This is a genomic window from Enterobacter cloacae complex sp. 302F9 (assembly GCF_050030335.1).
Classification (GTDB): Bacteria; Pseudomonadota; Gammaproteobacteria; order Enterobacterales; family Enterobacteriaceae; genus Enterobacter; species Enterobacter hormaechei_C.
This window is the reverse complement of the sequence record NZ_JBLGUC010000001.1, coordinates 3,817,683-3,842,710: the sequence shown is the minus strand read 5'-3', so window position 1 is coordinate 3,842,710 and position 25,028 is coordinate 3,817,683. Positions and strand designations below refer to the sequence as shown.

Here is a 25,028-nt window from a genome sequence, read left to right as displayed (position 1 = left end):
CTGCGATGCGCGGCATGAGAGCTGAAATTCAGGGTGCAACGTCTGGAAAAGGCGAAATCTACGTTTGTTTTTTAACGCTTTTTTGTCTTTCTTTGTGCTGTAAGCGCTTCTGGTTTCAAAAGAGCTGAACCGGCGTTCTTGGATACTAAAACATCGTTTTATTTTATATTATTGCGATTTATTTCTGCGTCATTCGCTTAATGGTGGAAATGTGATCGGCGTCGAAACGCTGTTTCAATATAGTGAGGGAGGTGGCATTTTTGACTTTTCACGAAGCTTTGCCGCCGGCCATGAGGAAGAGATAACGAAGCAAAAAGGGAGCGGGAATAAGAATAGTCACGCAGCGTGGCTAACTACCAGATCTGATAGCAGGTCTACAGATGTACCAATTCGTCATTCAGATAATTCTTACATTCTTGTATGATTTGTTACACCGGAACCAGTCAGGCAGAATTTCACTGCATCCTTAAAAGAAGAACAGTTATGTCAGCGATGGATTTCAAAAAACATACGGATCTCAACTTTCCTCACTATGCTCCCCCGGCGGTCAGCGCTAAAGAAATAGATCTTCTGGGTCTGCTGGACGTCCTGCTGGCAGCAAAAAAACGCATCATCACCATTGTCTTTGCATTTGCACTGGTCGGCCTGGCAATCGCCTTTCTGATACCGCAAAAATGGACCAGTAAAGCGGTCATTACGCCCGCGGAACAGACGCAGTGGAGTTCGCTACGCCAGATGATGGTGGCGCTCCAGGTGCTTGATGTCGACGTGAAAATTACCCTTGCGGATGTGTTTAATCTGTTTGTTAAAAAGTTTCAGTCCCAGTCTCTGCTTGAAGAGTACATGAAGAGCTCACCTTACGTGATGGCTCAGCTCGATGGCGCTCAGGTTGACCCGCTGGAGCTGCACCGCGCGGTGGTCAATATTGCCGAAAAGATGAAAGCCGTTGATAACACGCAGGAAAAAAATGCCGATAAAGCACCGTACCTCTCCTGGACGTTAAGCTTCACTGCCCCAACGGCAGAGGACGCGCAGAAAGTGTTGAATGGTTACATTCAGTACATCTCCCGCATCGTCGAGCAGGAGACCATGCAAAACATTCGCGATCAGCTGATCCTGAGAACCAAAACGGTTCAGCAGCAGCTGGAGCTGGATCGGGTCCGTCTGACAAATATCCATAATACCAACCTGCAACGCCTGAACTACTCGCTGGAAGTGGCGAACGCGGCAGGGATCAAAAAGCCGGTCTACAGCAATGGACAGGCGGTGAAAGACGATCCGGATTATTCCGTCGCCCTCGGTGCGGACGGGATTGCGCAGAAATTGCAGATTGAAAAAAATCTGAAGGACGTTTCTGAGCTGAACGCCGATTTCCAGAACCGCGAATACTATCTGGCACAGCTGCAAAAACTTTCCTTCGAAGATGTGAGCCTGGAGCCGTTCAAATACCAGCTTTCACCTTCTATGCCGGTGAAAAAAGATGGCCCGGGCAAAGCCCTGATCGTGCTGCTGGCGTGTATTCTGGGTGGACTGTTCGCCTGTGGCAGCGTGCTGCTGCGCGAGGCAATGAGCACCCGCAACCCGCTGCCGGAACAACTTCCTGAGCCGGTTACGGAATAACATCAAAAAAGGCGCTCAACTGAGCGCCTTTTTTATTTCAGGAAATCTTCGCGAACCGGCGTAAAGGTATCCAGCAGGGTGCCGGGTTTCAGGCAAACGCAGCCGTGCATCACGTGCGGCGCTTTATAGAGGGTGTCGCCCGCCATCACCACATGCTTCTCCTCGTCAATGGTGAACTCAAATTCCCCCGAGAGAACGTAGGTGAGCTGCTCATGCGGATGGTTATGCATCGGGCCAATCGCGCCTTGCTCGAAATTCACTTCCACCGCCATCATCCTGCCGTCGTGCGCCAGAATACGACGCGTCACGCCGTTGCCCAGATCCTCAAGCGTGGTCTCTTTATGGAAAATAAACATATTTTCGCCCTGTTATGTAATGAAACATTGTTTCATTTAACTTATCGCACCCGCGGCGAAAAGGAAACGTTTAGCCAAATAACTGGAAAGGCGATCACAAGTTTGCTTCACTGGGTGAAACGCACAGGAGGAAAGATGAAAACGATCGGTCTGTTAGGGGGCATGAGCTGGGAATCAACGATCCCGTACTACCGCCTGATTAATGAAGGCGTCAAACAGCGTCTGGGCGGTCTGCATTCGGCCAGCCTGCTGCTGCACAGCGTGGATTTCCATGAAATAGAAGCCTGCCAGTCGAGCGGGGAGTGGGACAAAGCGGGGCAGATGCTGGCGGACGCCGCGCTTGGGCTGGAGCGTGCGGGCGCGCAGGGTATTCTGCTGTGTACCAATACCATGCATAAGGTGGCGTCGCACATTGAAGACCGCTGTTCGCTGCCGTTCTTACATATCGCGGATGCCACCGGGCGTGCCATACGTGCCGCCGGCATGACGCGCGTGGCGCTGCTGGGGACGCGCTACACCATGGAGCAGGATTTTTACCGCGGGCGGCTGAACAGCCAGTTCGGGATTGAAAGCCTGATCCCTGAAGAGGCTGACCGGGCGCGCATTAACCAGATTATTTTTGATGAGCTGTGTCTGGGCACCTTCAGCGAAACGTCGCGCGCATGGTACGTCAGCGTGATTGAGAAACTGGCGCAGCAGGGGGCGGAAGGGGTTATCTTCGGCTGTACCGAAATTGGCCTGCTGGTGCCGGCAGACCAAAGCCCGATACCGGTCTTCGATACTGCCGCCATCCATGCCGCGGATGCGGTGGAGTTCATGCTGTCATAGTGGTTTTTGCAGGTCAGGTAAGCGAAGCGCCACCTGACGCGCGTGCGCAATCAGGTGTTCACTAAAGGCATCAACCAGCGCTGAGGCGGGCCGGTGCAGCGGGCGGATCAGGCTCACGGTAAAGGGAACGGAAACGCTAAAACGGCGCAGAACCACGCCGCTGCTGGCGTAGTCCATGGCCGTGAGCGGGTTCACCACCGAAATACCCACGCCCGCGCGCACCATCGCACAAATAGACGCCGCACTGTGCGTTTCCATCACCATCCGCCGCTTCACCTGATGTTCGGCAAACAGGCCATCCAGAAGCTGCCGGTAGCTGTCGGTCTGCGACAGGCTGATATAGTTCTCACCGTGAAAATCCGCCGGCGTCAGCTCCGCTTTGTGGGCAAGCGGGTGGCTGGCAGGTAGCACGCAGACCTCATCCAGCGACAGCAGCTCCGTGCGTTCCGTTCCCGCTGGCGTGACGAGGGTTTCGGTCAGACCCAGATCGTGGCGCTGGGCCGAAAGCCACTCCTCCAGCAGCGGCGACTCCTGCGGCACGATGGTCAGACTGACCTCCGGATAGCGGGCCAGAAACGGCTGTAACAGTACTGGCAGGAATGACTGGGAAAAGACCGGCAGGCAGACGATGGACAGCTCGCCCTGGCGGAACTCCCTCAGGCTCTCTGCCGCGCTCACGATCCTGTCCAGCCCGTACCAGGAGCGCTGAACCTCCTCAAACAGGCGTAAACCCTGCACCGTTGGATGCAGCCTGCCGCGGGCGCGTTCAAACAGCTTCAGCCCCAGCACTTTCTCAAAACGCGCCAGCTCGCGGCTGACCGTCGGCTGCGAGGTGTGCAGCATGTGCGCGGCTTCAGTGAGATTGCCGGTGGTCATTACCGCATGAAAAATCTCGATATGGCGTAGGTTAACGGCGGGCATAGGGCACCTGATGGCTGAGCGTAGTCCATATCATTTTTGCATAGACTCAAGATAAAACGATATTTTTTATTCTCTTCAGGCTATGGCGTAATGATAAAAAACAGATTTCCGGAGACGACCATGCCACGCCCACTCAACCAGACTGAGACCGATTTAAACGCCGATAACCTGCTGCGCTTGCCTGCCGAATTCGGCTGCCCGGTGTGGGTCTACGATGCGCAGATTGTCCGCGAGAAGATCGCCGCGCTGCATCAGTTTGACGTGGTGCGTTTTGCGCAGAAGGCCTGCTCCAATATTCATATTCTGCGCCTGATGCGCGAGCAGGGCGTGAAGGTTGACTCCGTATCGCTGGGTGAAATCGAACGTGCGCTGGCGGCCGGGTTTGATCCGAAAGCCGACAGCGACGCGATCGTCTTCACCGCTGACCTGATTGACGACGCCACGCTGGCGCGCGTGCATGAGCTGCAAATCCCGGTCAATGCCGGTTCGGTGGATATGCTGGAACAGCTTGGGCAGGTCTCTCCTGGCCATCGCGTCTGGCTGCGCATCAACCCGGGCTTTGGTCACGGTCACAGTCAGAAAACCAACACCGGGGGCGAAAACAGCAAGCACGGGATCTGGTATGCCGATATGCCTGCGGCGCTGGAGGTTTTACAACGCTACAACCTCAAGCTGGTGGGCATTCACATGCATATCGGGTCCGGCGTGGATTATGGCCATCTTGAACAGGTCTGTGGCGCCATGGTGCGTCAGGTTATCGATTTTGGTCAGGATCTGGAGGCGATCTCCGCCGGGGGAGGGCTTTCGATTCCTTACCGCGAAGGGGAAGAGGCGATCGACACGGATCACTATTACGGCCTGTGGAGCGCCGCGCGTGACAGCATCGCCGCCCATCTGGGTCATGCGGTGAAGCTGGAGATTGAGCCGGGTCGTTTCCTGGTCGCCGAAGCTGGCGTGCTGGTGGCGCAGGTGCGGAGCGTGAAGGAGATGGGAAGCCGTCACTTTGTGCTGATTGATGCTGGCTTCAACGATCTGATGCGCCCGTCCATGTACGGCAGCTATCATCACATCACCGCGCTTGCCGCCGATGGCCGCGATCTGGTCAACGCCCCGCGCATCGAGACCGTTGTTGCTGGCCCGCTGTGTGAATCCGGTGACGTCTTTACTCAGCAGGAAGGCGGGAAAGTCGAAACCCGTTCGCTGCCAGAGGTAAAACCGGGAGATTATCTGGTGCTGCATGATACTGGCGCGTACGGGGCGTCTATGTCTTCCAACTACAATAGCCGCCCGCTGCTGCCGGAAGTATTGTTTGATAACGGCGTGGCGCGGCTGATTCGCCGTCGCCAGACCATTCAGGAGCTGCTGGCGTTAGAGCTGGTCTGATTAAACCAGGGCCCCGTCGTCACCGAATCGCGTAACACCAGGGTGCCGGTGAACGGCGGGATCGCTTCAACCGGCTGGTTTTTTGCCAGCCGGATCGCCTGGTCGATCGCCGTGACGATCATGTTGTCGATCGGCAGATACACCGACGACAGGGCAGGCTCCAGCCACTTTGCGCTGGGGGCATCGTCAAAACCAAACAGCGAAATATCCTGCGGGATCTTCAGCCCGGCCTGGTGTAATGCTTTGGAGGCGCCCAGGGCCATATCATCGTTACAGGCAAACAGGGCGCTGAACGATGTCTTTTCCGCAATCAGCTCCTTGCACAGCTCGTAACCCCGCGTCATGCCTGCATCGCCGTATTTAATCCGCCGCTCGTCGAGACGAATACCGTGCTTCTCCAGCGCCTTACGGTAGCCCATCAGTCGCGCTTTACCCGTTGGCGTGTGGATCGGGACGGTGATACAGGCGATCTCCCGGTGGCCCTGGCTTATCAGGTAATCCACCGCTTTGAAGGCTGCGTCCTGCTGTTCAAAGAAGACGCAGCGATCCGCCGCCTGGCTCACTTCACGGTTAATGATCACCAGCGGCGTCTGCACGCTGTTGATCAGCTTCAGGATCGTCTTTTCGCTCATGTAACGCGTATACAGCACGATGGCGTCGCACTTGCGATCGGCGAGCATCTGCACCGCCTGTTCTTCCTGTTCAGGGGCGTCGTGACCGTCGGTAACAATCAGCTGTTTTCCGTGCTTTTCGGTCTGCCGTGACGCCTGCTGTAGCAAACGACCAAAGTAAAAACCGTCGAACGTCGAGACGACCAGACCAATGCTGTTGCTGGTCTGGTTAGCCAGCGAACGCGCGAGAAAGTTCGGACGATAGCCCAGCTCCTCCATCGCGCGAAATACCTGCTGACGCGTGCTCTCTTTAACCTGACCTGTGCCGTTCAGCACGCGCGAAACGGTGGCCTTCGACACGCCCGCACGCAGTGAGACATCCAGCATTGTTGCCATTCGAAATTCCTGTTTCCACGTAATGGTTTGCAGTTTAACACAGACCATCCGGCGCATAAGCGACGTGGGAAGGGCAAAACCCCATAACGATCACGCTTTTCGGTAACGATCCTCGCCCGCGGGATAAATGCCTGTCATTGGCATGCCAAAATGGTGATAAATCGCAATCTGGAATACCTCTTACCTCATTGAGAGCTTAATCACAGAACAAAGCGCCTGTGGACGCTATTTTTGGCATGCCAATAGTATCCGGCTGTCCCTCTTATTCAATAAAAGCCCTTTTACTGAGGTATTACCCTATGGCATTTCAGGAAAAACTGATCGACGCTCTGGGCAGTTTTGCCACCACCTTCAACAGCTATCGCTATATCCAGGCGATCAAGTCTGCGTTTATTACCTTAATGCCGGTCATCATTGTGGGGGCGTTCTCGGTACTGATCTCCAATATGGTGCTGGATCCGAAAAACGGCCTGGCGAGCTTTCAGTCGCTGTCGTTTCTGGCGGCGTTAAAGCCGATCACCAGTGCGCTGAACTATGCCACGCTCAACTTTCTCAACATCGGCGCGGTGTTTTTAATCGGCATTGAGCTGGGGCGTATTAACGGCATTAAGTCCCTGTTCCCCGGCCTGCTGGCGGTGATCTGCTTTATCTGCGTGACGCCGACCACGGTGGAAATGCTGGTGGACGGCGAGATGCACGTGGTGAAAGACGTGCTGCTGCGCCAGTTCTCGGATACCCGCAGCCTGTTCCTCGGCATGTTTATCGCCATCCTGTCAGTGGAGATTTACTGCTGGCTGGAAAACCGCAAGGGGCTGAAAATCAGGATGCCAGACACGGTGCCGCCGAACGTCGCCGCGTCGTTCTCTGCGCTGATCCCGGCCATTATCACCACCACCGCCATTGCGACTTTTGGCTTCGTGTTTCATCGGGTTACCGGAATGTATCTCTACGACGCGGTTTACCAGGTGGTGCAACAGCCGCTGGAGCGCGTGGTGCAAAGCCTGCCGGGGATCCTGCTGCTGATGTTTGTCGCCCAGCTGTTCTGGGTGATTGGTATTCACGGCAACCAGATGATCAAGCCGATCCGCGAGCCGCTGCTGCTGGGGGCGATCACTGTCAACATGAGCGCGTTCGAGCAGGGCAAAGAGGTGCCAAACATCATCACCATGCCGTTCTGGGATGTGTATATGAGCATCGGCGGCTCCGGCCTGACCATCGGCCTGCTGATAGCCGTCATGATTGCCACAAAACGTAAAGAGATGAAGGAGATCGCTAAGCTCTCCATCGGGCCGGGTATTTTTAACATCAACGAGCCGGTGATCTTCGGGATGCCAGTCATGCTCAACCCGATCCTGGCTATCCCGTTCATCATCACGCCGCTGGTGACGGGCTCGATTGGCTACTTTGCCACCGTGACCGGATTTGCCGGGAAAGCCGTGGTGATGGTGCCCTGGACCACGCCGCCGCTGATCAACGCCTGGCTGTCAACCGCGGGCTCCATGGGGGCGGTGATCACCCAGTTTATCTGCATCGTGACTGCGGTGATCATCTATCTGCCGTTTGTGAAAATTGCCTCACGCCGCGCAGATCAGGCCGCACTGCAACAAGCCACCGATAACGCATGAGGACAGGATGAGCATAAAACAGATAACCATACCGCCAGATTTTATGCTGGGCGCGGCGGCATCGGCCTGGCAGACCGAGGGCTGGAGCGGCAAAAAGCCGGGGCAGGATTCGTGGATCGATCTCTGGTACAAGAACGATCGTCACGTCTGGCACAACGGCTACGGCCCGGCGGTGGCAACCGACTTTATCAATCGCTTTCGCGAAGACGTGGCGCTGATGAAGCAGGCGGGACTGACGCACTATCGCACCTCGATCAACTGGTCGCGCTTTTTGACCGACTATGAAAACGCCACCGTAGATGAAGAGTACGCCGCCTATTACGACGCGCTGTTCGATGAAATGCACCGTCAGGGCATTGAGCCGATGATCTGCCTGGAACACTACGAATTGCCGGGCGTGCTGCTGGAGACCTACGGCGGCTGGGCGTCGAAGCACGTCGTCGAGCTGTTCGTTCGCTATGCGGAAAAGGTGTTTGAGCGCTTTCACGGCAAAGTCACCCGCTGGTTTACCTTCAACGAGCCGATTGTGGTCCAGACGCGCGTCTACCTCGACGCGCTGCGCTGGCCCTATGAGCAGAACACCAGCACCTGGATGCAGTGGAACCACCATAAGGTGCTGGCGACGGCGAAAGTGGTGAAGCTGTTTCGCGAGAAAGGGTATGACGGCTCGGTGGGCTGTATTCTTAACCCGGAAGTGACCTATCCGCGCTCGCGCGCGCCGCATGACGTGCGGGCGGCAGAGATGTACGATCTGTTCTATAACCGCGTCTTTCTTGACCCGCTGGTGCACGGGCGCTATCCGCAGGCGCTCTTTACCCTGCTGGCGCAGCATCAGGTGCAGTGGGACTACACGGCTGACGAGCTGGCGCTGATTGCCGACAACACCGTTGACGAGCTAGGGATCAACCTCTATTACCCGCACCGCGTCAAAGCGCCATCCCGCGCCTGGCACCCGGAGACGCCGTTCCATCCGGCCTACTACTACGAGCCGTTCGAGCTGCCGGGGCGGAGGATGAACACCTCCCGCGGCTGGGAGATCTTCCCGCGCATTATTTACGACATGGCGATGCGGATTAAAAACGACTATCGCAACATTGACTGGTTTGTAGCGGAAAGCGGGATGGGCGTGGAGAATGAAGCGCAGTTTCGCAATCGCGACGGGATTATCGATGATGCGTACCGCATCGCGTTTATCAGCGAACATCTTTATTACACGCTGCTGGCGCGGGAGGCGGGGGCTAACTGCCACGGCTATATGCTGTGGGCGTTCACCGACAACGTCTCCCCGATGAACGCGTTTAAAAACCGCTACGGGCTTATTGAGATCGACCTTGAAAACCATCGCGCACGGCGGGCAAAGAAATCAGCGTCCTGGTTCCGCCAGCTGCGCGATGAGCGTGTGCTGACGCTCAGGGTTGACGATGAATGGAAGTAAGCCTTCTGGTAAAATAGCGCACAAACTGGCCGGGAGGACATCCGGCCCGCGCATTAACTGAAAAACACAGGTGAAAACGTGGATAAGGCTGTCATCCTGCCGGAAAAAAAACAGTACCAGGAGATTGGCGAGGATTTACGGGCGCAGATTATCCAGGGGCATTATCCCATGGGATCGCGTCTGCCGCCGGAGCGCAACATCGCCGAGACGTATGGCGTGAGCCGCACTATCGTGCGCGAGGCGCTGCTGATGCTTGAGCTACAGGGGACGGTGGATATTCGCCAGGGGTCTGGCGTGTACGTGATGCGCATTCCGGAGGAGCATGAAAACGAGGAAGAACGTTTTCTGAACAGTGACGTGGGTCCGTTTGAAATTCTTCAGGCGCGCCAGCTGCTTGAAAGCAACATTGCCGCCTTTGCCGCAAAAATGGCGACGCGGGCGGATATCGACAACCTGCGCCGCATCATCGAGCAGGAGCAACGGGCGATTGCCGCCGACGATCGCAGCCAGGACAACAACAAAATGTTCCACCTGGTGCTGGCGGGGGCCACACAAAACCAGATGCTGCTGGCGACCGTTGAAAGCGTCTGGCATCACATGGACAGCAGCCCGCTGTGGCAGCAGTTCAACGGCCACATCGCCAGCCGCGCCTGGCGGCTGAAATGGCTCGGCGACAGGCAAACCATTCTCGCTGCGCTCCGCCGCCGCGACGTGATGGGGGCGTGGCAGGCGATGTTCCAGCATCTTGAAAACGTCAAAAAGAGCCTGCTTGAGCTGTCAGACGAAGACGCGCCCGATTTTGACGGCTATCTCTTTGAATCGGTCCCCCTTTTCCAGGGGAAGCTGGTGTGAATATACTGCCGCTTCACGCTGCGCCGCAGTTTACACAGCAGGTGATCGACTGGATCTGGAACGCGTTTGGTGAAGGTATGCCGCGTGCCTTTTTCCAGAGCATTGTCGAGCACAGCCTCATGCCGGGCGAGTTACCGCTCACCTTTATTGCCGTTGAGGATGACCAGCTGCTGGGCACCGTTGGGTTATGGCGTTGCGATTTAATTTCCCGGCAGGATCTCCACCCCTGGCTGGCTGCGCTGTATGTCGATGAAGCCGCCCGGGGAAACGGGCTGGCGGGAAAACTTCAGCAGCATGTTATCGGCTACGCGCGACGCGCCGGGTATCACGAGCTGCATCTCTGGTCTGCCTGCCGCGACTTCTACGAACGTTACGGCTGGCACTACATCGGCGATGCGCTGGAATACCCGGATAAAACCGTCCATCTCTATCGCTGTTCGCTCACGGCTTCCGCGGGCGATACCACCGAGTGACGGCGCACTAAGGTTGGGCTGAACAGGTGGATAATTTCCGGTGGCGGGCGATGCTCGGCCAGCGCTAATGCCAGTTCTGCCGCCTGCGTTGCCATGGTCACAATCGGGTAGCGCACGGTGGTCAGGCGAGGGCGCACGTAGCGCGATACCAGCACATCATCAAAGCCAATCAGCGAAATTTCTGCCGGGACGTCAATCCCGTTATCATTCAGCACGCCCATTGCGCCGGCGGCCATGGAGTCGTTATAGCTGGCCACGGCGGTGAAATTCCGCCCGCGGCCCAGCAGCTCCGTCATCGCCTGCTCGCCGCCACTCTCATCCGGTTCTCCGTACGCCACAAGACGATCGTTGCACGGCAGACCGGCTTCGCGCAGCGCGTCGTAATAGCCCTGAAGGCGATCTTCCGCATCGGAAATTGGGTGGTTGGAGCACAGATAACCAATGCGGGTATGGCCCTGCTGGATCAGGTGACGGGTTGCGAGCCATGCGCCGTAACGGTCGTCGAGCGCCACGCAGCGGGTTTCAAAACCGGGAATAATACGGTTGATAATCACCATCCCCGGCATCTGTTTCATCAGATGGATCAGTTCGGCGTCGGGGATCATTTTTGCATGGACCACCAGCGCCGCACAGCGATGACGGATCAGCTGCTCAATGGCCTGGCGCTCTTTCTGTTCATTGTGGTAGCCATTACCAATCAGCAGGAAATTTCCGGTGTGATAAGAGACTTGTTCTACGGCTTTGACCATTGCACCGAAAAACGGATCGGATACATCTCCGACCACCAGCCCGATGGTTTCTGTCGACTGCTGGGCAAGGGCGCGCGCGTTGGCGTTAGGGTGATAATTCAGGTTTTCCATGGCGTCCTGCACGGCCTGGCGCGATGCATCACTCGCTTTAGGGGAGTTGTTGATCACGCGGGAGACGGTCGCGACGGAAACACCGGCCAGACGAGCCACATCCTTAATTGTCGCCATTCAATACCTTCTTATAGGGGTAAGCGTTTACACACTAACTAGTGTTGCGGAAAAGCGGCGCGCATTCAAGGGGAGCGGGTAAGCGTCCTCTGCAAACGTGAAGCAGAACATCCCTCGCGGTGTAATCGTTACACGGCCAGTCATGTCTGAATAATGTCAATCTGAACCTTTAGTTACACTTTGCCTCAGGCTGTTGCGATTGTCCGTTAGCAACGATGCGTAGTGAATTGCTAGAGTCGAGATCCCAGAGGTATTGATAGGTGGAATCAACTTCGGTTGATTAACACGATTTACACCAACCTGCGTTTTACGCAGGTTTTTTTTTGCCTGTAAGTTCAACCTGTAACAGCAAAAGAGAATATTCACACCTGGTTGCACTTCGGCTCATTCCCTTGCGTTTTCCCGCTGGCGAAGCCTGTCGCCGGAGGCCACAATCAAGATCCCAGAGGTATTGATTGGTGAGAATTCCTGGTACGTTTTCGTACTCTTCTCTTGCACCAGCCTGCGCGGATGCGCAGGTTTTTTTTCGCCTCTGTTTTTGCTATCGCTCCCTCACTACTTCTCGTGTAATCTGCCACCATTTATACCTTTCACACTGGCTGGCAAAGGGAGTTGAAATGCTTTTTGGGTTCTTCCGCACACTGTTTCGTGTCCTGTTTCGCATCCGCGTGACTGGCGATACGCAGGCACTCTATGGCGAGCGTGTGCTTATCACACCGAATCACGTCTCTTTTCTTGATGGCGTATTGCTGGCGCTGTTTTTGCCCGTGCGGCCCGTCTTCGCGGTGTACAGCTCCATCAGTGAAAAATGGTACATGCGCTGGCTCAAACCGCTGATTGATTTTGTCCCGCTCGACCCAACCAAACCGATGATGATTAAGCATCTGGTGCGTCTGATTGGGCAGGGGCGCCCGGTGGTTATCTTCCCGGAAGGGCGTATTTCAGTGACGGGCTCCCTGATGAAAATTTACGACGGGGCCGGTTTTGTCGCGGCGAAGTCTCAGGCCACCGTCGTGCCGCTACGCATCGACGGGGCTGAGCTGACCTTTTTCAGCCGTCTGAAAGGGCTGGTGAAGCAGCGTCTGTTCCCGAAAATTACCCTGCATATATTACCGCCGACGTCACTGCCGATGCCCGAGGCGCCGCGTGCGCGCGACCGCCGTAAAATCGCCGGGGAAATGCTGCACCAGATTATGATGGAAGCGCGCATGGCCGTTCGCCCGCGCGAAACGCTGTATGAATCGTTGCTGTCGGCGCAGTATCGCTACGGTGCGAAGAAAAACTGCATCGAAGACATCAGTTTTACGCCAGATACCTACCGTAAGCTGTTGACCAAAACGCTGTTTGTCGGGCGTATTCTGGAAAAGTACAGCAAACAGGGCGAAAAGATCGGCCTGATGCTGCCAAACGCGGGTATCAGCGCGGCGGTAATCTTTGGTGCCACCTCCCGGGGCCGCATTCCGGCGATGATGAACTACACGGCGGGCGTGAAAGGGCTCTCCAGCGCGATTACCGCAGCACAAATCAACACCATCTTTACCTCCCGCCAGTTCCTGGATAAAGGCAAGCTGTGGCACCTGCCGGAACAGCTGACGCAGGTGCGCTGGGTGTTCCTGGAAGATCTGAAAGCAGACGTCACGACCGCCGACAAGCTGTGGATTTTCGCGCACCTGCTGATGCCGCGTCTGGCGCAGGTTAAGCAGCAGCCGGAAGATGATGCCATTATCCTCTTTACCTCTGGCTCTGAAGGTAACCCGAAAGGTGTGGTTCACAGCCACAAAAGCATTCTGGCGAACGTCGAACAGATTAAAACTATTGCTGACTTTACCGCCAACGATCGCTTTATGTCGGCGCTGCCGCTGTTCCACTCCTTTGGTCTGACCGTGGGTCTCTTTACGCCGCTGCTGACCGGTGCCGAGGTGTTCCTCTACCCAAGCCCGCTGCACTACCGCATTGTGCCGGAACTGGTTTATGACCGTAACTGCACGGTGCTGTTCGGGACGTCCACCTTCCTCGGTAACTACGCGCGCTTCGCCAACCCGTATGATTTCTTCCGCGTACGCTACGTGGTGGCGGGCGCGGAAAAACTCCAGGACAGCACGCGCCAGATCTGGCAGGACAAGTTTGGCCTGCGCATTCTGGAAGGCTATGGCGTGACGGAGTGCGCGCCGGTGGTCTCCATCAACGTTCCGATGGCGGCAAAACCGGGAACGGTTGGCCGCATTCTGCCGGGGCTGGACGCACGTCTGCTGGCGGTGCCGGGTATTGAAGACGGCGGACGTCTTCAACTGAAAGGGCCGAACGTCATGAACGGCTATCTGCGTGTGGAAAACCCGGGCGTGCTTGAGGCGCCGACGGCCGAGAACGTCAATGGCGAGGTTGAAACGGGCTGGTACGACACGGGCGATATCGTGCGCTTCGACGATCAGGGCTTCGTGCAGATCCAGGGACGTGCAAAACGCTTCGCCAAAATCGCCGGGGAAATGGTCTCTCTTGAAATGGTCGAAACGCTGGCGACCGCAGTCTCGGCGGAGAAAATGCATGCGACCGTGGTGAAAAGTGATGCCAGTAAAGGCGAGGCGCTGGTGCTCTTCACGACAGACGGTGAACTGAAGCGTGATGCGCTGCTCAGGTATGCACGCGAACACGGTATCCCCGAGCTGGCGGTCCCCCGCGATATTCGTTACCTCAAACAGTTACCGGTGCTGGGCAGCGGTAAACCCGATTTCGTGACCCTGAAGGGCATGGTTGAAGAGGCAGAACAGCAAAATGCGTGAGTCAGTGCACACTAACACTTCAATCTGGTCGAAAGGCATGATGGCGGTTATCGCCGCCCAGTTTCTTTCCGCGTTCGGCGATAACGCGTTGCTGTTTGCCACGCTGGCATTGCTGAAAGCTGAGTTTTATCCCGACTGGAGCCAGCCGATCCTACAGATGGTGTTTGTGGGTGCTTACATCGTATTTGCGCCGTTTGTCGGCCAGTTGGCGGACAGCTTCCCGAAAGGTCGTGTCATGATGTTTGCCAACAGCCTTAAGCTTCTGGGCGCGGCAAGTATCTGCTTTGGTATCAACCCGTTTGTCGGCTACACGCTGGTGGGCATTGGTGCGGCAGCCTACTCCCCGGCGAAGTACGGTATTCTGGGTGAGCTCACCACCGGTGATAAGCTGGTGAAGGCCAACGGCCTGATGGAGTCCTCCACCATTGCGGCTATTCTGCTGGGTTCGGTGGCGGGTGGCGTACTGGCAGACTGGCATGTGCTCGCCGCGCTTGGCATCTGCGCCCTGATGTACGGTGGCGCGGTGATCGCCAACCTGTTTATCCCCAAACTGGCCGTGGCGCGTCCGGGGCAATCCTGGCGCTTCGGGCCAATGACCGGTAGCTTCTTCAACGCCTGCCGCGTACTGTGGCGTAACGGTGAAACACGCTTCTCGCTGATGGGCACCAGCATGTTCTGGGGGGCCGGCGTTACGCTGCGTTTCCTGCTGGTGCTGTGGGTGCCGGTGGCGCTGGGCATTACTGACAACGCCACGCCGACTTATCTGAATGCCATGGTCGCCGTCGGGATTGTTGTCGGGGCCGGGGCTGCGGCAAAACTGGTGACGCTGGAAACCGTCGCGCGCTGCATGCCTGCGGGGATCCTGATTGGCGTCGGCGTTCTGTTCTTCTCCCTGCAACATGCCCTATTGCCTGCCTATGCCCTGCTGTTGCTGATCGGCATTTTAGGCGGTTTCTTTGTGGTGCCGCTAAACGCGCTGTTGCAGGAGCGCGGCAAGCAGACCGTTGGGGCGGGTAACGCCATTGCGGTGCAAAACCTTGGTGAAAACATGGCGATGTTACTGATGCTGGGGATTTACTCGCTGGCGGTAAAAGCAGGTGCGCCGGTCGTGGCAATCGGGGTAGGATTCGGCGCGCTGTTCGCGCTGGCGATTAGCGGGCTGTGGGTCTGGCAGCGTCGTCGTTGAATTGTGCGGCCTGATGCCCTCACCCCGGCCCTCTCCCACGGGGAGAGGGTGAAAACCCTAAAAACGGCAACGCACGTTGCCGTTTTGCTTTTATTACGGTGCCGGGTAGGTATAAACCTGATGCACCGCTTCAATCTCCGCTAATACCTCTTCACTCAGGTTCAGATGGAAACTCTCAATATTGGTTTTCAACTGATCCATCGTCGTTGCGCCGAGCAGGGTACTCGCCACAAACGGCTGACGACGCACGAAGGCCAGCGCCATCTGCGCCGGATCGAGTCCGTGGCGTTTCGCGATATCCACGTAGGCCGCAACGGCTTTTTGCGTCTGCTCGCCGCTATAGCGGGTGAAGCGGCTGAAAAGCGTGTTACGCGCGCCAGCCGGTTTCGCGCCGTTCAGGTATTTGCCCGTCAGGGTACCGAAGCCCAGACAGGAGTAGGCGAGCAGCTCCACCTCTTCGTACTGCGTCACCTCCGCCAGACCCACTTCATAACTGCGGTTCAGCAGGCTGTACGGGTTCTGAATGGTCACGATGCGCGGCAGATCGTGTTTATCGGCCAGATGCAGATAGCGCATCACGCCAAACGCCGTCTCGTTGGAAACGCCGATGTAGCGGATCTTACCCGCCCGCTGGCACTCCGTGAGCGCTTCCAGCGTTTCCAGCAGGGTAACGGCCGGAGCACTTTCGTTCCAGGTGTAGCCAAGCTTACCGAAGCAGTTCGTCGGACGCTGCGGCCAGTGCACCTGATAAAGATCGAGATAGTCGGTTTGCAGGCGCTTAAGGCTGGCATCCAGCGCGGCACGGATATTCTTGCGATCGAGGATCTGGTTAGGGCGGATCCCGGCATCGTTATTACGGGAAGGGCCGCTGACTTTGGAGGCGATGACCAGCTTTTCGCGATTGCCGCGTTTCGCCAGCCAGTTGCCGACATACGTTTCAGTAAGACCTTGTGTTTCCGGGCGGGGAGGAACGGGGTACATCTCCGCCACGTCAATCAGGTTAATGCCCTGGCTGACGGCGTAATCGAGTTGTGCATGGGCATCGGCTTCGCTGTTTTGTTCACCAAATGTCATGGTGCCCAACCCCAGTTGGCTGATCTCCAGAGCGCTGTGGGGGATACGGTGATAATGCATAGCCGGTTTCCTTTTTTTGACATACAGACTGCGTCAGGAACCTCCCGACAAAGGAATATAAACATGGCAGAGGGAAGGCAAAAGGGGAAGGAAAAAATCAAAAAGGCCAGCAAGCTACTGACCTTTATCTGTTTAACGCTCGATGATCTGGGAGACTTCGTCGCGATTAATCTGCATTTGATTGCCTTCGCGATCGCGGTAACTCACCAGACCGGTATCGTCGTCGACTTCGGGTTTGCCATCGGTCAGGATCATACGACCATCTTTCGTTGACATGACATAGTCGCTGCTGCAACCCGATACCGCAAACGCTAAACCGACTGCTGAGATAATTACTGCCCATTTTTTCATCGTTCTCATCCTCACCTGGCTCGTATCAAATCATAGTGTAGTAATAACCTGATATTACGACAGGTGAAAGGGGGGAAATCTTAAAAAGGAGGAGATTATGTTAGCCGGAGCGCAAAATTGGTAAAAAACTATGTTTTCAACAGGAAGTGGCGTGCCAGCAGCGCCCCGGTGAAATTCTTTTTAAGATAGAAACCGCGCGGCAGCGTCAGGATCGGTTCGCCCTGTGCGCCTACCGCTTCAGTGAGCGCTTTGCTGTTGGCGGCTTTGGGACGAAGTTGCAGCACTTCGCCATGCCGGGCGGTGATACGCTCAACCTGTCCCAGCACAATCATGTCCATCAGCTCTTCCCAGTCCTGGGAAAGCTGTCTCTCCTCTTCTTCATTCGGGCTCCAGAGCAGCGGGGCGCCAACGCGACGCTCAGCCAGCGGGATCTGCCTGTCGCCCTCAACGGGTACCCACAACACCCGCTTCAGCTTATGCCTGACGTGGCTGGTTTCCCAGGTCACTCCGCTGTTACCTGTGAGCGGCGCAACGCAGACAAAGGTGGTTTCCAGCGGCCGTCCCTGGCTATCGATGGGGATCGTCTTCAGTTCCACCCCCAGCGCCGCAAAATCCTGCTCGGGTTTACTGCCCGCGCTTGCGCCCAGCCAGCGTTCCAGCAACACGCCGATCCAGCCCTTATCACGCTTTAGATCGTTAGGTATCGTCAACCCCGCCATCACGGCCAGCTCGCCCAGTGAATAGCCTGCCAGGCGTTGTGCCTGCTGGAGCAACTGGGCTTCACTGACGGGAGGAGAGAGCAGTGGGGCGAGAGATTGCATGCTAACGACCTTTTGATTAAAAAATGAGCTGATATTTTATCCCTTGTGGACAGAGTTTACCTTTTTCTGTGCACCTATTCCATGTGGATGATTTATATCATCTTTTTTAGAATACAATCCGTCCCGCGGCGGCTAAAAAACAGGTTGTGCAATTCTGGTCACTGACAATAAACAGGATCTTACACCATGTTATCCACAGAAAAATGGGATAACTGGGAATAACTGCCACTACTGTTTCAATTTACAGCCTTGACGTGCGATGAAAATCGAATTTTCACACAAATTGTGCCTAACTTATTGGCACAAACTGTGGATAAAACCGACGCTGTTCGATCTTTCATCAGCAGGAGGATCTTTGATGTGATGATCGTCACGTTTATCGCCCTGGATACCCTTAATTTCAATATAATCATATGAATTTAAATGATTTATTATAAGCGGGTAAATTGGCGGCTCGTCGGGCTACAAGGTTGTTCATCGGTAATTCCGCACTTCTTCACAACTATATCCACAGAAAAGGTGAATAAAAATGGTCTCTGTCGCCCGCATCTGTTTATAACTCCGCACTAAATTGTGAGTTATTCAAATGTTATTAGGTTGCAGGCCTGTAAGAGAGTGGTTTACCGCCTCCCTGTAGTGTGAAACAATCATTCATATATCAGATTTAGTTTGGGGTAGTCCGGTGATTGATGACGATGGCTACCGCCCAAACGTAGGAATAGTAATTTGTAATCGTCAGGGCCAGGTGATGTGGGCCCGGCGATATGGTCAGCACTCCTGGCAGTTCCCGCAAGGCGGGATCAATCCCGGAGAGTCCCCAGAACAAGCGATGTACCGGGAGCTGTTTGAAGAGGTTGGTTTAAGCCGAAAAGATGTTCGCATCCTGGCTTCGACCCGCAACTGGTTGCGTTACAAGTTACCGAAACGTTTGGTGCGTTGGGACACAAAGCCGGTTTGTATCGGCCAGAAACAGAAGTGGTTTCTTTTGCAGTTGGTGGGCAACGATTCAGATATCAATATGCAAACCAGCAGCACGCCAGAGTTTGATGGCTGGCGCTGGGTAAGCTACTGGTATCCGGTTCGTCAGGTCGTGTCATTTAAGCGCGATGTATATCGTAGGGTGATGAAAGAGTTCGCAAGTGTCGTGATGCAGCTTCAGGAGACGCCTCCGAAGCCACAGAGCGCACCTGCCTGGCGACGTAAAAGAGGTTAAGCTACGCAAATCATGCTCACCCGCTTGCGAGAAATAGTTGAAAAGGTTGCCAGTGCGCCTCGCCTCAACGAGGCGCTGAATATTCTGGTGACGGACATCTGTCTTGCGATGGAAACCGAGGTCTGTTCGGTCTACCTGGCCGACCATGACCGACGTTGCTACTACCTGATGGCAACCCGCGGTTTAAAAAAACCACGGGGACGCACCGTCACGCTCGCGTTTGATGAAGGTATTGTTGGCCTGGTCGGGCGACTGGCGGAGCCAATCAACCTTGCCGATGCGCAAAAACATCCCAGCTTCAAATATATCCCTTCCGTCAAAGAGGAGCGGTTCCGCGCTTTCCTTGGCGTGCCGATTATTCAGCGCCGTCAACTGCTTGGCGTGCTTGTTGTCCAGCAACGAGAGTTGCGGCAGTACGACGAAAGCGAGGAGTCTTTCCTCGTCACGCTGGCAACGCAGATGGCTGCGATCCTCTCCCAGTCTCAGCTGGCAGCCCTTTTTGGGCAGTATCGTCATACCCGCATCCGCGCGCTTCCGGCCTCGCCGGGCGTCGCGATTGCCGAAGGCTGGATGGATGCCACGCTCCCCCTGATGGAGCAGGTCTATGAAGCCTCGACGCTGGATGAAGCGCTTGAGCGCGAACGGCTTACCGCTGCGCTGGAAGAGGCGGCGAATGAGTTTCGTCGCTACAGCAAACGCTTTGCCGCTGGCGCGCAAAAAGAGACGGCGGCCATTTTCGACCTCTACTCACACCTGCTTTCCGATGCGCGTTTGCGTCGTGAGTTATTTGCCGAGGTCGATAAAGGTTCGGTGGCAGAGTGGGCGGTTAAAAAGGTCATTGAAAAATTTGCCGAGCAGTTTGCGGTGCTGACTGACGGTTATCTGAAAGAGCGCGCCGGCGATTTACGCGCGCTTGGGCAACGTCTGCTGTTCCACCTTGATGATACTATTCAGGGGGCGAATGCCTGGCCGAGCCGGTTTGTACTGGTGGCCGATGAACTCTCGGCGACGACGCTGGCGGAATTACCGCAGGACAGGCTGGCGGGCGTGGTGGTGCGCGATGGCGCAGCTAACTCCCATGCCGCCATTATGGTGCGCGCGCTCGGTATTCCGACCGTGATGGGGGCGGATATTCAGCCCTCCGTACTGCACCGCCGTACGCTGGTGGTGGACGGATACCGCGGTGAGTTGCTGGTGGATCCTGAGCCGGTTCTCCTTCAGGAGTACCAGCGTCTTATCAGCGAAGAGAATGAATTAAGCAAGCTGGCGGAGGATGACGTCAACCTGCCCGCGCAGCTCAAGAGCGGTGAGCGGGTGAAGGTGATGCTCAATGCTGGCTTAAGCCCTGAGCATGAAGAGAAGCTCGGCAGCCGCATCGATGGCATCGGCCTCTACCGCACCGAAATACCGTTTATGCTGCAAAGCGGCTTCCCGTCAGAAGAGGAGCAGGTGGCGCAGTATCAGGGCATGTTGCAGATGTTTAACGATAAACCCGTCACGTTGCGCACCCTGGACGTCGGCGCGGATAAGCAACTGCCCTATATGCCCATCAGTGAAGAGAATCCCTGCCTCGGCTGGCGTGGGATCCGCATAACCCTCGATCAGCCGGAAATCTTCCTTATCCAGGTTCGTGCGATGCTGCGTGCCAACGCGGCCACGGGGAATCTCAGCATTTTGCTGCCGATGGTCACCAGTATTGACGAGATCGACGAAGCGCGGCGGTTGATAGAACGTGCAGGGCGCGAAGTGGAAGAGATGATCGGCTATGCGATCCCTAAACCCCGTATTGGCGTGATGCTTGAAGTGCCTTCGATGGTCTTTATGTTGCCGCAGCTGGCGACCCGCGTTGATTTTATCTCCGTTGGCACCAACGACTTAACGCAATACATTCTGGCGGTCGATCGCAACAATACGCGCGTTGCCAGCATCTACGACAGCCTGCATCCGGCGATGCTTCGTGCCCTGGCGATGATCGCCCGCGAAGCCGAGCAGCATAATATCGACCTGCGCCTGTGCGGTGAAATGGCCGGCGATCCGATGTGCGTGGCGATCCTGATTGGTCTCGGTTTCCGTCACCTGTCAATGAACGGACGTTCCGTTGCGCGTGTGAAATACCTGTTACGTCACATCGAACAAGATGAGGCGCGCGAACTGGCCGCGCGTAGCCTGGAAGCACAGCTGGCAGCCGAAGTGCGCCATCAGGTGGCTGCGTTTATGGAGCGACGCGGCATGGGCGGTTTGATCCGCGGCGGCCGCTGATCCCCACAAAATAATGACGGCTCGGACGCCCCCCTCTCCCTTGAGGGAGAGGGATGGGGTGAGGGGGAACAGCGCGCATGAAACCCTATACACATCTTTTACATCTCAGGCGCATCCTCCACGCCTGCCTTATGCTATGATTCGCAACTTTGGAGCACCTGCCAACGGCGGGAATGCAATTCACCCGCTGTCCACTTTCAGCGGAATAACAACATCTTGTGGTGACAGATGAACAGTGGTTATCTGCATTTTCCGGAATTCGATCCGGTTATTTTCTCAATAGGACCTGTAGCGCTGCACTGGTACGGTCTGATGTACCTGGTGGGCTTCGTCTTTGCCATGTGGCTTGCTGGCCGTCGCGCCAGTCGTCCAGGCAGCGGCTGGACGAAGAACGAAGTGGAAAACCTGCTTTATGCCGGCTTCCTCGGCGTGTTCCTGGGCGGTCGCATCGGTTATGTCCTGTTCTATAATTTCCCGGTATTCCTGAACGACCCGCTCTATCTGTTCCGCGTCTGGGACGGTGGCATGTCTTTCCACGGCGGGCTGATTGGTGTGATCCTGGTCATGGTGATCTTCGCCAGACGCACCAAACGCAACTTCTTCCAGGTGGCTGATTTTATTGCGCCGTTAATCCCGTTTGGGCTGGGCGCAGGGCGTTTGGGCAACTTCATCAACGGTGAACTGTGGGGACGTGTCGATCCGAGCGTGCCGTTTACCATGCTGTTCCCGGGTTCCCGCGCGGAGGACATCGCGCTGCTGCCTTCGCATCCTGAGTGGCAGTCTATTTTCGATACCTACGGCGTTCTGCCGCGCCATATGTCACAGCTCTATGAGCTGGCGCTGGAAGGCGTGGTGCTGTTCATCATCCTGAATCTGTATATCCGCAAACCGCGCCCAATGGGGGCTGTCTCTGGTCTGTTCCTGATTGGCTACGGCGCGTTTCGTATCATCGTCGAGTTCTTCCGCCAGCCGGATGCGCAGTTTACCGGTGAATGGGTACAGTACATCAGCATGGGGCAGATCCTCTCCATCCCGATGATTGTCGCGGGTGCCATTATGATGATTTGGGCGTATCGTCGTCGTCCACAGCAACAACTTTCCTGAGGAATCATGAAACAGTATCTTGAATTGATGAAAAAAGTGCTCGACGAGGGCACGCCGAAAAACGATCGTACCGGCACCGGTACGCTCTCCATTTTTGGCCACCAGATGCGCTTCAATCTGCAAGAAGGCTTTCCTCTGGTGACAACGAAGCGCTGCCATCTGCGCTCGATCATTCATGAACTGCTCTGGTTCCTGCAAGGCGATACCAACGTTGCTTATCTGCATGAAAACAATGTCTCCATCTGGGACGAGTGGGCAGATGAGAACGGCGACCTGGGGCCGGTCTACGGCAAGCAATGGCGCGCCTGGCCTACCCCGGACGGCCGCCATATTGACCAGATCACGACCGTCATGAACCAGCTGAAAAATGACCCGGACTCGCGCCGTATCATTGTCTCTGCCTGGAACGTGGGGGAACTGGATAAAATGGCGCTGGCGCCTTGCCACGCGTTTTTCCAGTTCTATGTGGCGGACGGCAAGCTCTCCTGCCAGCTCTATCAACGCTCCTGCGACGTGTTCCTCGGCTTGCCGTTTAACATCGCCAGCTACGCGCTGTTGGTGCACATGATGGCGCAGCAGTGCGATCTTGAAGTGGGCGATTTTGTCTGGACGGGCGGTGATACCCACCTCTACAGCAATCATATGGAACAGACGCATCTCCAGCTGACGCGCGAACCGCGTGCATTGCCGAAGCTGGTGATCAAACGTAAACCGGAATCGATCTTCGATTACCGTTTTGATGATTTCGAGATTGAGGGTTACGACCCGCATCCCGGCATTAAAGCTCCTGTCGCCATCTGATACGGCAAATCCTGACACAACCGGTGCTCTTTAGCGCCGGTTTTTTTTCACGCCCGTTTTGTTTTTCGAGCCTGTTTCCAGAGATGATGCAACGCGTTGCAACGGGTGAAAATCTCCGGAAAGCGGCTCGTAAAGTTCTGGTTTGACGCTCGTACCGTTTCTGCTATTCCGCCACACTCCCGCCATGAAAAACGAACAAGGCTTTACGCTTATCGAAACCCTTATCGCCGTTTCGCTGACAGTGATCCTCAGCGCCACAGGGCTCTATGGCTGGGACAGCTGGCAGCAGCGGCAGCGGCTTTGGCAAACTGCCTGCCAGGTGCGGGATTACCTGGTGTTTTTGCGCAATGACGCCAACCGTCACAACAGCGAGCACAGGATCGCGCTGTATAACGACGGTGAAAAGAACTGTCTGGCCAGTTCAGCGGTGACCGGTTGTGACAGCGGCGGACCGTTCGTGATGAAGCCGATGTGGCCCGAGGTCACGATAAGCGACATAACCCCTGCGCTGGGATTTTACGGTTTAAGGGATACCGCATGGGCCGGACATATCCGCGTGCAGAGCCGCGCTGGTGGGTGGTGGGTTATTGTCTCAAATGGCGGACGTATCAGGCTGTGTAATGCCGCAGGAGAAGGTGCATGCCAGTAAATCGAAAAGGGTTTTCCCTGCTGGAAGTGCTTATTGCGATGACGATAAGCAGCATTCTGTTACTCAGCACGTCACGTTTTTTACCGGGGCTACAGCGGGGTGTTTTACTGCAATCTGGACAGCAGGAGCTGGAGGATGAGGTCTGGCAACGTCTGTTCGCGATCGGTAAACAGTTTCAGAGGGCAGGATATTGTGCAGGGCATTGCCAGGGGCAGGGGATGATCATCGGCAGGCAAGGACGATGTGCGATTGTGCTATGGGATGCGAACAGCAACGGCCAGTGGGATAGCACCGCATCAGAAAACGACAGTACGGGATTCCGGCTTGAGTCCGGATCGCTTGAAACGCTGCGGGGCGCCACATCCTGTGACGGTAAGGGATGGGATAAGCTCACCGACCCGGATCGGGTCCTGATAGAGCAATTTATGGTCACTAAAACCGATCATGATGGCTTTGCGCCGGTCATCAGTATCGAGCTGCGTGCCCGCCGCAAAGGTGAACTGGCCGCACCCTTTTCGGCTCGCCATACCGTAACGGGGTTTAATCTGTGAATCGTCAGCGGGGCATGTCATCGCTGGCGCTGGTCCTGCTATTACTGGTGCTCGGCACGCTGATCCTCACCGGATTAAATCAGCAGCTGCAAACCTTTAGCACGCTGGTAAGTGGCGAGAGTTTGTCTGTTCGCCAGCAGGCTACCGTGCAATCTGCACTGGAGTGGGGGCGCGTTCAGGAATGGGCTTTACAGCCAGAGGTTCAGTGCAAACAGACACAACGTTTGCGGGTCTGTATAAGGCTGTTTGGGGCGCGTGTGTTGCTTATTGCCGGCAATGACAATCTATTGCTATGGCGAGGCGGGGACATCTCGGAGGGGCAGATACGCTTTTCCGCCCACGGCTGGAGTGATTTCTGCCCCCTTAAGGAAAGTACGCTATGTCAGTTACCCTGAGCAGACAAAAAGGATTTAGCATGGTTGAGGTTTTGCTGGCAATGATGTTGCTGGTTGTGGTTGTGATGGCGTTATCCGGCTATCATCGCGCGCTGGCAGCCCGGTATGCGGCGCTTAGCCAGTATCGTCAGCTATGGCATCATGCGTGGAATCAGTCGCAGATCTCAACATTAACGCTCCCGCCGGGCTGGCAGGTCAGTCGGGGGCAGACAACACAGTCCGGATGTGTCAGCATCACGGTCACACTTATTTCTCCTATGGGGCGGCAGGGCGCGTTGACGCGTCTGCATTGCCCGGTTAGCCGCTAGTC

Annotated in this window: 24 protein-coding genes; 17 read left to right on the top strand and 7 right to left on the bottom strand. The window is 56.0% G+C overall.

Features of this window, described 5'->3' with window-relative positions:
* Positions 1–483 precede the first annotated feature (483 nt).
* Positions 484–1,620 (top strand): LPS O-antigen length regulator Wzz(fepE), encoded by a 1,137-nt coding sequence (gene wzz(fepE) / locus ACQG0T_RS18580; RefSeq protein WP_271040447.1) that lies wholly within the window; start codon positions 484–486, stop codon positions 1,618–1,620.
* A gap of 32 nt (positions 1,621–1,652) precedes the next feature.
* Here wzz(fepE) and ACQG0T_RS18575 read toward each other — a convergent pair whose 3' ends face one another.
* Positions 1,653–1,976, bottom strand: coding sequence for a cupin domain-containing protein (locus ACQG0T_RS18575; RefSeq protein WP_271040446.1), 324 nt, complete (start codon positions 1,974–1,976; stop codon positions 1,653–1,655).
* 135 nt (positions 1,977–2,111) lie between these two features.
* Here ACQG0T_RS18575 and ACQG0T_RS18570 point away from each other — a divergent pair, with 135 nt between their 5' ends.
* Positions 2,112–2,804: an aspartate/glutamate racemase gene (locus ACQG0T_RS18570; RefSeq protein ID WP_017382858.1), complete on the top strand. Its 693-nt coding sequence runs from the start codon at positions 2,112–2,114 to the stop codon at positions 2,802–2,804.
* On the opposite strand, the gene ACQG0T_RS18565 is transcribed toward ACQG0T_RS18570, so the two are convergent.
* Positions 2,799–3,725: a LysR family transcriptional regulator gene (locus ACQG0T_RS18565; protein WP_017382857.1), complete on the bottom strand. Its 927-nt coding sequence runs from the start codon at positions 3,723–3,725 to the stop codon at positions 2,799–2,801. The two genes, ACQG0T_RS18570 and ACQG0T_RS18565, sit on opposite strands and share 6 nt — an antisense overlap.
* Before the next feature lie 120 nt (positions 3,726–3,845).
* Here ACQG0T_RS18565 and lysA point away from each other — a divergent pair, with 120 nt between their 5' ends.
* The gene (lysA, locus tag ACQG0T_RS18560) at positions 3,846–5,108 is read left to right on the top strand and encodes a diaminopimelate decarboxylase (RefSeq protein ID WP_017692727.1); all 1,263 of its coding nucleotides are present in this window, start codon (positions 3,846–3,848) and stop codon (positions 5,106–5,108) included.
* On the opposite strand, the gene ACQG0T_RS18555 is transcribed toward lysA, so the two are convergent.
* On the bottom strand, positions 5,078–6,115 hold the full coding sequence (locus ACQG0T_RS18555; protein ID WP_003862814.1) for a LacI family DNA-binding transcriptional regulator: 1,038 nt from the start codon (positions 6,113–6,115) through the stop codon (positions 5,078–5,080). The two genes, lysA and ACQG0T_RS18555, sit on opposite strands and share 31 nt — an antisense overlap.
* Positions 6,116–6,414: 299 nt before the next feature.
* On the opposite strand from ACQG0T_RS18555, the gene ACQG0T_RS18550 reads away from it, so the two are divergent.
* From ACQG0T_RS18550 to ACQG0T_RS18535, 4 genes are all read left to right on the top strand, one after another.
* A complete protein-coding gene (locus tag ACQG0T_RS18550; protein ID WP_032649375.1) occupies positions 6,415–7,740 on the top strand; it encodes a PTS sugar transporter subunit IIC in 1,326 nt (441 codons plus the stop codon).
* Positions 7,741–7,747: 7 nt separating this feature from the next.
* Positions 7,748–9,175: a glycoside hydrolase family 1 protein gene (locus tag ACQG0T_RS18545; protein WP_058686056.1), complete on the top strand. Its 1,428-nt coding sequence runs from the start codon at positions 7,748–7,750 to the stop codon at positions 9,173–9,175.
* Between the two features lie 78 nt (positions 9,176–9,253).
* On the top strand, positions 9,254–10,027 hold the full coding sequence (locus ACQG0T_RS18540) for a GntR family transcriptional regulator (RefSeq protein WP_271040445.1): 774 nt from the start codon (positions 9,254–9,256) through the stop codon (positions 10,025–10,027).
* The gene (locus ACQG0T_RS18535) at positions 10,024–10,500 is read left to right on the top strand and encodes a GNAT family N-acetyltransferase (RefSeq protein ID WP_023314773.1); all 477 of its coding nucleotides are present in this window, start codon (positions 10,024–10,026) and stop codon (positions 10,498–10,500) included. Before ACQG0T_RS18540 ends, ACQG0T_RS18535 begins: the two co-directional genes overlap by 4 nt.
* Here ACQG0T_RS18535 and galR read toward each other — a convergent pair.
* The gene (gene galR / locus ACQG0T_RS18530) at positions 10,455–11,477 is read right to left on the bottom strand and encodes an HTH-type transcriptional regulator GalR (RefSeq protein WP_252051575.1); all 1,023 of its coding nucleotides are present in this window, start codon (positions 11,475–11,477) and stop codon (positions 10,455–10,457) included. The two genes, ACQG0T_RS18535 and galR, sit on opposite strands and share 46 nt — an antisense overlap.
* Positions 11,478–12,094: 617 nt before the next feature.
* On the opposite strand from galR, the gene aas reads away from it, so the two are divergent.
* Entirely contained in the window at positions 12,095–14,254 is a 2,160-nt protein-coding gene (gene aas, locus ACQG0T_RS18525) for a bifunctional acyl-ACP--phospholipid O-acyltransferase/long-chain-fatty-acid--ACP ligase (RefSeq protein ID WP_252051573.1), read from the top strand.
* Positions 14,247–15,440, top strand: a complete 1,194-nt coding sequence (lplT, locus tag ACQG0T_RS18520; RefSeq protein ID WP_252051571.1) for a lysophospholipid transporter LplT — start codon at positions 14,247–14,249, stop codon at positions 15,438–15,440. Before aas ends, lplT begins: the two co-directional genes overlap by 8 nt.
* Before the next feature lie 93 nt (positions 15,441–15,533).
* Here lplT and ACQG0T_RS18515 read toward each other — a convergent pair whose 3' ends face one another.
* The 3 genes from ACQG0T_RS18515 to mutH form a co-directional block, all read right to left on the bottom strand.
* Positions 15,534–16,574 carry an NADP(H)-dependent aldo-keto reductase gene (locus ACQG0T_RS18515; protein ID WP_015571754.1) on the bottom strand — a complete coding sequence of 347 codons (1,041 nt, stop codon included), beginning with the start codon at positions 16,572–16,574 and terminating at the stop codon, positions 15,534–15,536.
* Positions 16,575–16,706: 132 nt separating this feature from the next.
* Positions 16,707–16,925 (bottom strand): YgdI/YgdR family lipoprotein, encoded by a 219-nt coding sequence (locus ACQG0T_RS18510; protein ID WP_003862794.1) that lies wholly within the window; start codon positions 16,923–16,925, stop codon positions 16,707–16,709.
* A 128-nt stretch (positions 16,926–17,053) separates the two neighbouring features.
* Entirely contained in the window at positions 17,054–17,746 is a 693-nt protein-coding gene (gene mutH / locus ACQG0T_RS18505) for a DNA mismatch repair endonuclease MutH (RefSeq protein WP_033487604.1), read from the bottom strand.
* A 682-nt stretch (positions 17,747–18,428) separates the two neighbouring features.
* Between mutH and rppH the strand changes: the two genes are divergently transcribed.
* The 8 genes from rppH to ACQG0T_RS18465 all read left to right on the top strand — a co-directional run bounded on the left by rppH (position 18,429) and on the right by ACQG0T_RS18465 (position 25,026).
* A complete protein-coding gene (rppH, locus tag ACQG0T_RS18500) occupies positions 18,429–18,959 on the top strand; it encodes an RNA pyrophosphohydrolase (protein ID WP_003862791.1) in 531 nt (176 codons plus the stop codon).
* Positions 18,960–18,971: 12 nt separating this feature from the next.
* Positions 18,972–21,218: a phosphoenolpyruvate--protein phosphotransferase gene (ptsP, locus tag ACQG0T_RS18495; protein WP_015571752.1), complete on the top strand. Its 2,247-nt coding sequence runs from the start codon at positions 18,972–18,974 to the stop codon at positions 21,216–21,218.
* A gap of 228 nt (positions 21,219–21,446) precedes the next feature.
* On the top strand, positions 21,447–22,322 hold the full coding sequence (gene lgt / locus ACQG0T_RS18490) for a prolipoprotein diacylglyceryl transferase (protein WP_003862787.1): 876 nt from the start codon (positions 21,447–21,449) through the stop codon (positions 22,320–22,322).
* A gap of 6 nt (positions 22,323–22,328) precedes the next feature.
* The gene (gene thyA / locus ACQG0T_RS18485) at positions 22,329–23,123 is read left to right on the top strand and encodes a thymidylate synthase (RefSeq protein WP_015571751.1); all 795 of its coding nucleotides are present in this window, start codon (positions 22,329–22,331) and stop codon (positions 23,121–23,123) included.
* A 184-nt stretch (positions 23,124–23,307) separates the two neighbouring features.
* Positions 23,308–23,772, top strand: coding sequence for a prepilin peptidase-dependent protein (locus ACQG0T_RS18480; RefSeq protein ID WP_017692737.1), 465 nt, complete (start codon positions 23,308–23,310; stop codon positions 23,770–23,772).
* Entirely contained in the window at positions 23,763–24,323 is a 561-nt protein-coding gene (locus tag ACQG0T_RS18475) for a prepilin peptidase-dependent protein (protein ID WP_015571748.1), read from the top strand. The genes ACQG0T_RS18480 and ACQG0T_RS18475 overlap by 10 nt, the downstream gene beginning before the upstream one ends.
* A complete protein-coding gene (locus ACQG0T_RS18470; RefSeq protein ID WP_023295357.1) occupies positions 24,320–24,718 on the top strand; it encodes a DUF2509 family protein in 399 nt (132 codons plus the stop codon). Before ACQG0T_RS18475 ends, ACQG0T_RS18470 begins: the two co-directional genes overlap by 4 nt.
* Positions 24,703–25,026, top strand: a complete 324-nt coding sequence (locus ACQG0T_RS18465; RefSeq protein WP_023295356.1) for a prepilin-type N-terminal cleavage/methylation domain-containing protein — start codon at positions 24,703–24,705, stop codon at positions 25,024–25,026. Before ACQG0T_RS18470 ends, ACQG0T_RS18465 begins: the two co-directional genes overlap by 16 nt.
* Positions 25,027–25,028 lie beyond the last annotated feature (2 nt).